The organism is Streptomyces sp. NPDC091649 (assembly GCF_044756785.1).
Classification (GTDB): Bacteria; Actinomycetota; Actinomycetes; order Streptomycetales; family Streptomycetaceae; genus Streptomyces.
On record NZ_JBIVTR010000003.1, the window covers coordinates 458,320 to 468,815 of the forward strand.

Genomic DNA, 10,496 nt, shown 5'->3' on the forward strand with positions numbered 1-10,496 from the left:
GCCGCCGCCCTGGACGCCGGCGGCCCCTTCTCCCTCAGGTCCGGTGCGCCGCCGCCGTACGGCAAAACCGACCGGACGCTCGGGGTCTGACGGCTCCTCCGCCCGGAAAGGGCTCCAACTCCACGCGGGGCGAGGCTCTTTGGCCGGTGCGGGCGGGTCGGTGCAGGTCGCCCCGCCGTGGGACAGCAGAACAATACGCCGCCCTTTTCGTGTTATTTAGGGTCAATGCGGGCATCGGCCCGTAGGTTGGGGAGAAACGCCACCCGAGTGGCGTCCGGTGTCCCCCGACCCGCAACCGGCCGGGGACCGGTCGGCCGCCGTTCCACCGGCCGCCCGGTCTCCCGTGCCGCAGGTCATGAACGAGGAAAGGCAGGGCAGGTGAACGTGCTGGGGATCATCGCCTCCGGTGTGGCCGCGCTGTTCATCACGGTCGCACTCGCCAAGGGCGCCCGCCGTCCGGCACTCCGCCCCCACTCCCCGGGCGGGCCGGACAGGCGCGCGCCGCGGGCCGGGGCGCTGCGCAGGACCGGCGGCGCGGCGGCCGTGCTCGGTGTCGGCACGGCCGCGGGCGGGGCCCTGTGGCTCGGAGCGGCGGACGGCTCCGCGGGCTCCGTCGCCGGGCTGCTCGCCGGAGCCGGGACCGTCGCCGCCCTCGGCCTCGTCCACGACCTGAAGCCGCTGTGGGCCGCCCTCCGCCTCGCCGCGCAGACGGCCGCCGCCGTCCTCGTCGTCTGCCTCGCCGGCCTGTCACCGGTGGCGGGCGTCCTGGCCGTGCTCTGGATCGTCCTCGTCACCAACGCGTTCGCCCTGCTCGACCACGTCGACGGGCTGCTGACCGCCGTGGGCGTGGTCACCGCCGCCGGGCTCCTCGCGTGCTCGGTGATCGACGGCAACACCGCCCTCGCCCTGTTTCCGGCGGCCCTGGCGGGGGGCCTCGCCGGCTTCCTGCTCCACAACTGGCACCCCTCCCGCCTTCAGCTCGGCGCGACCGGCGCGCAGTTCACCGGATTCGCGCTGGCCGGCTCCGGCGCGCTGATCCAGGCGGCCGCCCCGACGGACCGCGCCGCGTGGGCAGCGCTGCCGGCCCTGGCGACCGTGGCCCTCGCCGACACCGCCCTGGTCCTGATCTCGCGCCGCCGCGCCGCCCGCCCCCCGCTGCGCGACACGGGCGACCACATCGGGCACCGGCTGCGCCGCCTCCGCGTCACCGTGCCGGGCACGGCGGTCCTCCTGACCCTGTGGGCGGGCGTCCCCGTCACCACCGGGACGCTGGTGTACGCCGAACTGCTCCACCCGGCGCTCCTCCTCGTACCGCTCGCCGGGTCGGTGGCCGCCGTGTACGCCCTGCTGAGGGTGCCGGCGTACGCACCGCCCCGGGCCGCCCCGCCCCGTACCGCCGCCCGGCGCACCCCGGCGCCCGCCACCGGAGCCGCTATCCCCTCGGCGGCCTCCGCACCGGGCGGCAAGGGCTCACCCTGCGGGAAGGGCGTGCCCGCCGGCCCCGCCAGGACCGCCGCGGGGCGCCCCACCGTGCCGCCCCCGCCCACCGGTCGCTCCGCCCCGGTCGCCGCCGAGCGAAGCTGACACCGTCCGGCCCGTGATCACCCGCGCCGGCGGCCGAGAGCGGCGCGGACCGCGGTGCGCGCGTACGGGGAGACCATCAGCCAGGGCGCCCACGGCCAGGTGTGCCGCACGCAGTACCGCCACCACTGGCGGGGCGGCAGCTCCCGCCCGGAGGCCACCCGGCGCAGCGCCTCCCGTACGCCGATCCCCGGCTCCCGGCTCCCGGGAGCGGCCGGGCCCTCCACGCACTCGCCGGCATGCCCCGGGGCGACGAGCGCGGCCACCCCGGCCCGCCGCGCGCGGCAGCCGTGGTCCAAGTCGCCCATCCGGTGGCGGAAGACCTTGTCGGGGTCCCCGACGAGGTCGTACACGGCCCGGGACACCAGGACCACCCGCCCGTCGTACGTGTCGCAGCGCTCCGGCCGGTGTGCGCCGGGCTCGACGAGCGCCAGGGACCTGCCCCGCCGCCCGGAGTACACGGTGTCCCCGTACGCGTTCCGCACCGCGCCGACGACGACCGTGCCGGGCCCCGCCGCGTCCGCCGTGTGCAGCAGCCTCGCCAGGGCGTCCGGGAAGAGTTCGACCCCGTCGTCGAGCCACAGCTGGTGCGTCCACGGATGACTCGGCCCGCCCGCCGCCACGCGGAGCGGACCGCCGCCCCCGCCGCCGCTGCGGCTGTTGCGGCTCGCGATGCGCAGCGCCTGGTTGCGGGGGACGTCCGCGCCCACCGACATGACCTCCACCGCGGGATGCCGCCGCCGGACCGCCTCGGGCGTACCGTCGGTACTGCCCATGTCCACGAGATGCACGCCGAGTGTGGTCCCGGAGGTGAGTCCGCGCTGTTCCTCCAGGGCACGCAGCGCGGACAGCGTCCGCGCGCGGCGGTCATGACTCGTCATCAGCACGGCCAGGTGAACGGAGTGCACAGTGGGCTCCTCAGCTCCTCAATCTCATCATTCATGCATAAAAGCCGATATTCCGCATAGGCTGGACGGGTGAGCGCCGAACCGACCGCGAAGCACGGGCCCGTCCGGGGCTTCGCCCCCGCGCGCCGGCCCGGCCGCCTCGTACCGGTACTCGCCTTCCTGCTGGCCGTCCTGTGCGTGACGACGGTCGCCCTGACCGCGACCGCCCGGTCCACCGTCGCCTCGTCCGGCTTCTACCAGGCGGTGCTGGACGAGGAGTCCGCCTACGACCGCCTCTACGGCGAGGTTCTGGTCGACCCGGAGATCTCGCCCGTCACCCGCGACCTCCTCGCACGGCTGCCCGTGCCCGAGGCACTGGTGACCTCGAACATCAAGGTCGTGCTGCCGCCCGCCACGGTCCGGGCGCTCACCGACCAGCAGATCGACGCGGTGACCCGCTATCTGCGCGGCGAGGACGACGAGCTCCGGCTGACCGTCGACCTGGCGCCGGTACTGGAGAACCTCGCCGATCTCGCCCGCGTCTACTTCGGTGACCTGGTGGCCCATCTCCAGGGCCTCGACCGGCCGGACTTCGAACGGTTCACCGCCGACCTCACCTCGGCGCTCGACGACCTCAAGGAGGGCCGGGCACCCGAGCTGCCCACACTGCCGCTCACCGAGGAACAGGCCGACCGTGCCACCGACCTCCTCCTCACGGCCGTCCCGGAGCGGGAGCGGACGGCACTGCGCCCCGAGATCCGGGTCGCCCTGGGAGAGGGAGACGTGTCGACCGCGCTGGCGGCCACCGCCGCCGCGCTCGCCGACGGCTCACGGAGCGCGGTGGCCGGCCTCCGTACCGCCCTCCAGGACGGTACGTGGGACCTCACCGGCACCCTGACCGCCGCCGGGAACGACCTCAGGGCCCTGGAGCGCGCCCGTGACGCCATCAGGCTCCTCGGCCTGCTCCAGGTCCTCGCGCTCGCCCTCGCGATGGCCGCCCTCGCGACTCTCTGGTTCACCGGCCCCGCCGCCCCGGCCCGTCGGCTGATGCGGCTCGGCCAGGCCCTCGCCTGCGCGGGGGTACTGACCGCCGCGGCCGTGCTGCTGACCCGGCTGACCACCGGGGGCCAGTTCATCGCCACGCCGTCCTCCTGGGCGCCGAGCGTCACCGCGCTCGTCGACGACCTCCAGGGCAACGCCGTGCGCCAGGTGGTGGCCACCGGCCTGAGCGCCGCCCTCACGGCCCTCGTCGGCGGCGTGCTCCTCACGGGCGTGGGCTGGGCGCTGCTGGTGCGCCCGGGCCGCCTCCCGATCCCGACCCCGACGGCGGTCCGCACGACGGCGGCGGGCGTGGCCTGTGCCGCACTCGCCGGCGTACTGGTCGTACCACCCGTGTTCAGCCCGTCCGCACCCCGCCAGTGCCTCGGCAGCAGCCGCCTGTGCGACCTGCGCTACGACGAAGCCGCCTACCTCACCTCGCACAACGCCATGGCCACCACCGCCGACCGGTTCATCGGCCCCTTCCAGGACCCCGACATCACCACCCAGCTCAACACCGGCGTCCGGGCCCTCCAGCTCGACACGTACCGCTGGGAGGATTCCCAGGACATCGCCGCACGGCTCGACTCGCCCGAATTCACCCCCGAGCAGCGGCGCCTGATCTCCGGCGCCGTCGACCAGGCCAATCCGCCCCGCGACGGTCTGTGGCTCTGCCACGGCGTCTGCCGCGCCGGAGCCATCGAACTGGTCCCCGCCCTGGAGGACATCGGCGACTGGCTGCGCGCCCACCCCACCGAGGTCGTGACGCTCATCGTCCAGGACGACATCAGCCCTGAGGACACCGAGGAGGCGTTCCGCGCCGCCGGCCTCGACGACCTCCTGCACGTCCCCCCTGCGGACCAGGGCGCCCCGTGGCCGACCCTGGAGGAGATGATCGACAGCGGCCGGCGGCTGGTGGTGTTCGCGGAGAAGGCCGACGGTCCGGCGCCCTGGTACCGCAATTTCTACCGGTACGGGATGGAGACGCCGTTCGCCTTCGGCAGCCCCTCCGAGATGACATGCGCGCCCCACCGGGGCGGCACCGGGAAACAGCTCTTCCTGCTCAACCACTTCATCACGAAGGGGGGCGGCAGCCGCCTGGACGCCGGTCGCGTCAACGCCCGCGCATGGCTCCTGGAGCGGGCGCGCGCCTGCGAGGCGGAGCGTGGCGGCCCGGTCAACTTCATCGCCGTCGACTACACGACGGTCGGAGACGCGCTGGGTGCGGTGAACGAGCTGAACTCCCGCCGGGCGGAAGCCGGCTGACGGCCGGTCCCTCGGGCCGCCTCGTTCCGGGCGCGCCCCCCGCCCGTAGTCGTGCCGGCCGTCCGAAACGCCGCGAGAACCGCGAGGGGAGCGTGAGAGGCTACGTTCCCAGCGGCTCCCCACCGTGCGGAAGGAGCCGGACCACTGCCGACAGATCGGGAACCAGCGCCCATGACGCCTCCGAGCGAACCCGCACCGCACGGTGCTCCCGCCTCCGTTCCCTCCCTCGGCGACGGGCGCCGACAGCCAGGGGCCGGCCGTCTGCTGGCCGTGAGCGACCTGCACGCGGCGGTGAGCGACAACCGGCCCCTCGTGGAGTCCCTGCACCCGACGTCCGACGCGGACTGGCTGATCGTCGCGGGTGACGTGGCGGAGCAGCCGGCGGACATCCGGTGGGCGCTCGGCCTCCTCGCGGAACGATTCGCCCACGTGATCTGGACCCCCGGCAACCACGAGCTGTGGACCCTGCCCAAGGACCCGGTCCAACTGCGCGGCCAAGCCCGCTACGACCACCTCGTCGAGGTGTGCCGGAGCCTCGGAGTGACGACTCCGGAAGACCCCTTCCCCCTCTGGCCGGGCCCGGACGGTCCGGTGGCGATCGCGCCGCTCTTCCTCCTGTACGACTACACCTTCCGTGCCCCGGGCACACACACGAAGGAGGACTCGCTCGCCGTCGCGCACAAGTCCGGCATCGTCTGCAACGACGAATACGTCCTGCACCCGGACCCCTACCCGACCCGGGACGACTGGTGCCGCGCCCGGGTCGCCGCGACCGGACGCCGGCTCGCGGAGCACGACCCGGAGATACCCCTCGTCCTCGCCGGGCACTGGCCGCTCGTCCGGGAGCCCACGTCGGTGATGTGGTACCCGGAGTTCGCGCAGTGGTGCGGCACCGAACTGACCGCCGACTGGCACCGCCGCTTCAACGTCACCGCCGTCGTCTACGGCCACCTCCACATCCCCCGTACGACCTGGTACGACGGCGTGCGCTTCGAGGAGGTCTCCATCGGCTACCCCCGGGAGTGGCGCGAGAGGGGGCACCCACGCGGCCTCCTGCGGCAGATCCTCCCCTACGACGGCGAACCCGGGCCGCCGGCCGGGACCGGCGCCGGACCGTCCGCACAGGACCGCACCCCCGGAGCCCCCTCATGATCGAGCGGCTGCTGTCCGCCGAAGTCTCCTGCGCGGCCACCCGTGCGGAGAGCGTCCCGGACGGAATCCTCTTCCCGGAGGAGGAGGCGCTGATCGCCCAGAGCGTGGCCAAGCGCAGGAACGACTTCACCACGGCGCGTGCCTGCGCCCGGCGTGCCATGGCCGGACTCGGCCTGCCGCCCGTCGCGGTGCTCCACGGCCACCGGGGGAGACCGCTCTGGCCCGAGGGCATCGTCGGCAGCCTCACCCACTGCAACGGATACCGGGCGGCGGCGCTGGCCCGGGCGACGGACGTGCTGTCGCTCGGCATCGACGCGGAACCGCACGCTCCGCTCCCCGTCGACCTACGGGAACTGATCACCCTGCCCGCCGAACGCGAACGGATCGGTCCGCCCGCGCCGGAAGGAGCGGGCGAGATCCACTGGGACCGTGTCCTGTTCAGCGCCAAGGAGAGCGTCTTCAAGACGTGGTATCCGGTCACCGGAAGGGAACTGGACTTTCTCGAAGCCGACCTGACGTTCGACCGGGCGAGCGGTCCGGACAGCCCGGGCGGCGTCGACGGACCCCAGGTCCGCATCCCCGCCGAAGGCGGCTTCACCGCCCGTCTGCTCCTCACCGACCCGGCCCTGCCGACGACGCTTCACGGGCGCTGGCGGGTAGAGGACGGCATCATCGCGACGGCCGCGTCGGTGCGGTCCGGCTGGAGGGAGAACGACGGATCGTGACGAGCGGTCGGCGGGGTGGTGGGGCGGCGAGCGACGGATCGCCCCGGTCGGCCGACCGGGGCCGATGGTCCGGGATCGGTGGGCCGGGACCGATGGGCGGGGCCGGTGGGCGGGGCCCTGGGTGTCAATGCACCAGATGAGCGGGGCTGACGTGCCCGGCGTGACGCGGCACCCCTGAATCCGTGCATCTTCCCGCTCCCCTTCCCCACCCCTCCGTCCGGAGACCCCATGGTCGGATGTCGGCATCCGCGGATAGAGGAGGCCGGGCCCGCGCAAAAGTGCGCGGGCCCGGCCGGGGTGCGCGAGCCCTCAGGCGTGGGCGGCTCCGGGGCCGAAGTCGCCGGTGAGGGCGGCGGCCATGCGCAGGTGCGGCGCAGCGTCGGCCGCCCGTCCCTGGCGCTCCAGCGTCCGGCCCAGCATGAGGTGCGCGTACGTCTCCACCGGGTCGAGCTCCAGGACGGCCCGCAGCTCCTCCTCCGCCTTTCCCAGCCGGGCGGAGTGGTAGTACGAGCGGGCGAGCAGCAGTCGCGGCGCGACCTGCTCCGGCACTTCCTCGACGAGCCCGCCCAGGATCCGCGCGGCCGTCACGTACTCCTTGGCCTCGAAGAACATCTGTGCCCGGTCCCACCGGTCGGCGGCGGTGCCGAACTCGTAGTAGGTCTGGCTCACGTGTCCTCCTTCGTGTGGTGCGGGCCGCCCTCCGGCCGCCCCGCCGTACGTTCAGCCATGACAACACCACACAATGGTTGAACATTCCACTAATGTTTTGGCGTGGGACCAGGTGTTCCACGCCCCTGCGGGAATAGGTTGAGCTTCATGAGCAATCTCGATCGCCAGGCCACGCCCTCCGTCTGCGGAGGGCGTGGCTTCGTCGTCGCCGAGCCCGTCCGTGAGCTCCTCGCCCCCCGCCGCGTCCAGCTCGGCGAGAGCACCGAGGTCCGCCGCCTGCTGCCCAATCTCGGCCGCCGCATGGTGGGCGCCTGGGCCTTCGTGGACCACTACGGGCCCGACGACATCGCCGACGAGCCCGGAATGCAGGTCCCGCCGCATCCCCACATGGGCCTCCAGACCGTCAGCTGGCTCCACGACGGGGAGGTCCTCCACCGGGACAGCCTCGGCAGCCTGCAGACCGTACGCCCCCGCGAGCTGGCCCTGATGACCTCGGGCCGCGCCATCAGCCACTCCGAGGAGAGCCCCAAGGAGCACGCCCGGCTTCTGCACGGAGCACAGCTCTGGGTGGCCCTCCCGGAAGCGCACCGCCACGTCGAGCCGCACTTCCAGCACCACGCCGACCTGCCCGTCGTCACCGCCCCCGGCCTGTCCGCCACCGTGATTCTGGGCGAACTGGACGGAGCGGCGTCGCCCGGCACCGCGTACACCCCGATCGTCGGCGCCGACGTGACCCTGACAGGCGGCGCCGAAGCCCGCCTGCCCCTGGACCCCGACTTCGAGTACGCGGTCCTGTCCATGTCGGGCGAGGCCGAGGTGGACGGCGTCCCCGTATTGCCCGGCTCGATGCTCTACCTCGGCTGCGGCCGCACCGAACTGCCTCTGCGCGCCGTCTCCGACGCCGGGCTGATGCTCCTGGGCGGCGAGCCGTTCGAGGAGGAGCTCGTGATGTTCTGGAACTGGATCGGGCGGTCCCAGGAGGACATCGCACAGGCCCGCGCCGACTGGATGAACGGCACCCGTTTCGGTGAGGTGCAGGGCTACGACGGTCCTCCGATTCCGGCCCCGGAGCTGCCTTCGGTGCCGCTGAAGGCGCGAGGGAGGGTGCGCTGAGCCGAGGCTATGCCCGAACTGACCCATGCAGAGCAGAGTGTGGCGGCGTTTGGTGGAACGAATGCCGACTCAACGCTGACTTTGCTGACGGGTAGTCGGCTACCTGGTGGCGGTCCGCGCCATGTCGTCGCGCCAGGAGTGAGTCGGCCGAGGTTCCGCGCGAAAGAGAGATCCCGTGCGTGGAGCAGGGTCGTGGCGTCTGTTGCCTTGCGCGTGACGGGTGGCGATCGACTCCGCGCCTACGCTGATGCAGCGAATTGTGGGCAGTCGACAAACGGGACCCCTCGGCTTCGGGTGCGCGACGGCACCGCGTCCGCGTGCGGGACCGCGATGCGAGTCGCCGAGTTCGCGAGAACGCCGTTGGGGAAACTGCATCGATCGGCCTTGCAGCGTTGCCCGCCTGAGCGGTTGGTCTCGGGCCGCCACAGAGCTGGGTCGGTGGGGCGGATCGCTGCTGTCCCAGCTGCCTCCACTGTCTGTATGAAACGCGATGCGGCTCAGCAATGCCGCACTCCCATCGGCGCCGGTGGGGTGGGCGACAGCAAGAGGACTTCGTCAAGAAGTTGTCTACCGGGCGGCGCTGACCTGTGACGTTGTGGTTCTGCTGGCCTCCGGCCTGGGGAGACGCGTCTTTCAGTGTCTTGCAGCTTCGTACTGCGTTATGCAGCCGATTCTCCCCAGGCGCTCCCCAAGCCTTCGATTACTCCCCAGATTCTCTCCCAGAGGCGCCCGGGGGCGAGCCGCCCTGACCATCATGCTCGCCCTCCGTGACCACCCTCCCCGCCCGACGTGAGTGGCACGTCCCCGGACCGGTTCCGCCTCCGCGACGGAACGCCGAGCGCCAGGGCAGGCACTCTCAGCGCCCGTTCCGGGCGCTCCGACTTCGGCCGGCTTCCTACGCGTCTCGAAATGCGCACAAGACCCGTCTCCTCTTTCGATATCTCCGTAGAACGCATGCGGCTCTCGCCGCATGAGCGCGTCGTACCGGCCCGCTGCCGAGAAGTGCCAGAACTCGGCCGCATAGTTGGTGAAATCTGCGTCCTCCATGGCGCTGAGCAGCAGCGTGCGGTGGTAATACGTGCGATCGCTGAGGTTCGGGGCGTGAGTGAAGCAGGCACCATCGCATTTCTGGGGGGAGGCATTGACGCGGGCACCGAGGTCGAGTTCGTGGCTGTCCTGGTCGACGGGGGTCACGTCCACGCCCGCGCCCGCGGAGTGGGGCGCGATCTCCGGTGGTGCCACGTACCGGCTGGCGGCGTGGTGCAGCTGCTCAGCCTCCCAGCCGGAGTGAGCGACGGCCGGCTCGTCCCGGTACGCGGTGAAATAGTGCTGCTGGAGGGCCAGTGGCCGGTAGCCCTCGATGAACAGCAGGTCGGCCCCGGCGGGGCGGGCAGGAGCGAGCGGGCGTGCTCCAGCCGGGCCAGGACGCCCTCGCGGACGCGGGTGAACGCGCTCAGCCGGTCTTGCTTGCGGGGATCGAGGCGGAAGCCGTGATCACGCACGTCGACAAGCGGCTCCCTGCCGCCTTGTTGTTCCACTCGCGGTAAAGGAATTCGATGGCGTTTTTCAACGCCGAGGGGATCGATCGGTTGGACTCCGGGGGTGACGAAGATGTATCCGTCGAACTCGGTGATCTCTTTGCTCCATTCCCGCGTGTGGGCGTGGGCGTAGGAGTCGAGTAGCGGTGACTGTGGCTCGTCGAAGACCGGCAGGCTGTAGTCCTCGATGTCCACCACCTCGACGTTGATTCCGTCGTGCTGGCTGCCGTGCTTCGCGACCTACTCGGCCACCTGGTGTCCGACCCGGCCGGGGGGTGCCTCTATGTCGTTCGTCAATCCCGCGCTGCCGGTTTCGTGGGTGTTGGTCTCGTTCATGCGGCGAGGGTGACGGTGGGCGTGCGGGGCTCGTAGAAGGTGCCGTCGCGGAGCATGGCGAACAGGACGCTGATGCGTTGGCGGGCGAGGCGGAGAAGGGCTTGGGTGTGGGTCTTCCCGCGGGCGCGTTGTTTGTCGTAGTAGGTCCGGGAGGCGGGGTCGGCGTTCATGCAGGCGAAGGCGGACAGGAA

8 protein-coding genes and 2 pseudogenes are annotated in these 10,496 nt (G+C 72.4%); 5 read left to right on the forward strand and 5 right to left on the reverse strand.

The features are described 5' to 3' along the window. Positions 1–378: 378 nt before the first annotated feature. Positions 379–1,584 carry an MraY family glycosyltransferase gene (locus ACIQMU_RS09590; protein ID WP_402688570.1) on the forward strand — a complete coding sequence of 402 codons (1,206 nt, stop codon included), beginning with the start codon at positions 379–381 and terminating at the stop codon, positions 1,582–1,584. 17 nt (positions 1,585–1,601) lie between these two features. Here the strand turns inward: ACIQMU_RS09590 and ACIQMU_RS09595 are convergent, their stop codons facing one another. Beyond that, positions 1,602–2,489 carry a glycosyltransferase family 2 protein gene (locus tag ACIQMU_RS09595; RefSeq protein ID WP_402688571.1) on the reverse strand — a complete coding sequence of 296 codons (888 nt, stop codon included), beginning with the start codon at positions 2,487–2,489 and terminating at the stop codon, positions 1,602–1,604. Between the two features lie 69 nt (positions 2,490–2,558). Here ACIQMU_RS09595 and ACIQMU_RS09600 point away from each other — a divergent pair, with 69 nt between their 5' ends. The 3 genes from ACIQMU_RS09600 (at position 2,559) to ACIQMU_RS09610 (ending at position 6,649) form a co-directional block, all read left to right on the forward strand. Further along, positions 2,559–4,772: a hypothetical protein gene (locus tag ACIQMU_RS09600; RefSeq protein WP_402688572.1), complete on the forward strand. Its 2,214-nt coding sequence runs from the start codon at positions 2,559–2,561 to the stop codon at positions 4,770–4,772. A gap of 171 nt (positions 4,773–4,943) precedes the next feature. Continuing rightward, positions 4,944–5,924, forward strand: coding sequence for a metallophosphoesterase family protein (locus tag ACIQMU_RS09605; RefSeq protein ID WP_402688573.1), 981 nt, complete (start codon positions 4,944–4,946; stop codon positions 5,922–5,924). Then, positions 5,921–6,649 (forward strand): 4'-phosphopantetheinyl transferase superfamily protein, encoded by a 729-nt coding sequence (locus tag ACIQMU_RS09610; RefSeq protein WP_352238615.1) that lies wholly within the window; start codon positions 5,921–5,923, stop codon positions 6,647–6,649. Before ACIQMU_RS09605 ends, ACIQMU_RS09610 begins: the two co-directional genes overlap by 4 nt. 309 nt (positions 6,650–6,958) lie before the next feature. Here ACIQMU_RS09610 and ACIQMU_RS09615 read toward each other — a convergent pair whose 3' ends face one another. After that, positions 6,959–7,318, reverse strand: a complete 360-nt coding sequence (locus ACIQMU_RS09615; RefSeq protein ID WP_402688574.1) for a tetratricopeptide repeat protein — start codon at positions 7,316–7,318, stop codon at positions 6,959–6,961. A 147-nt stretch (positions 7,319–7,465) separates the two neighbouring features. Between ACIQMU_RS09615 and ACIQMU_RS09620 the strand changes: the two genes are divergently transcribed. Continuing rightward, a complete protein-coding gene (locus tag ACIQMU_RS09620; protein WP_402688575.1) occupies positions 7,466–8,431 on the forward strand; it encodes a pirin family protein in 966 nt (321 codons plus the stop codon). 633 nt (positions 8,432–9,064) lie between these two features. Here ACIQMU_RS09620 and ACIQMU_RS09625 read toward each other — a convergent pair. The 3 genes and pseudogenes from ACIQMU_RS09625 to ACIQMU_RS09635 all read right to left on the reverse strand — a co-directional run. Beyond that, positions 9,065–9,802 (reverse strand): M15 family metallopeptidase, encoded by a 738-nt coding sequence (locus ACIQMU_RS09625; protein ID WP_402688586.1) that lies wholly within the window; start codon positions 9,800–9,802, stop codon positions 9,065–9,067. Between the two features lie 287 nt (positions 9,803–10,089). Continuing rightward, positions 10,090–10,167: pseudogene (locus ACIQMU_RS09630) on the reverse strand (NADPH-dependent FMN reductase); the annotation flags it as partial. 134 nt (positions 10,168–10,301) lie between these two features. Then, positions 10,302–10,496, reverse strand: a pseudogene (locus ACIQMU_RS09635) (IS110 family transposase); the annotation flags it as partial.

Excerpts from the sequence above, each read along its gene's own strand:
- ACIQMU_RS09620 (WP_402688575.1), top strand. The coding sequence starts at position 7,466 with ATGAGCAATCTCGATCGCCAGGCCACGCCCTCCGTCTGCGGAGGGCGT.
- ACIQMU_RS09610 (WP_352238615.1), top strand. The coding sequence starts at position 5,921 with ATGATCGAGCGGCTGCTGTCCGCCGAAGTCTCCTGCGCGGCCACCCGT.
- ACIQMU_RS09605 (WP_402688573.1), top strand. The coding sequence starts at position 4,944 with ATGACGCCTCCGAGCGAACCCGCACCGCACGGTGCTCCCGCCTCCGTT.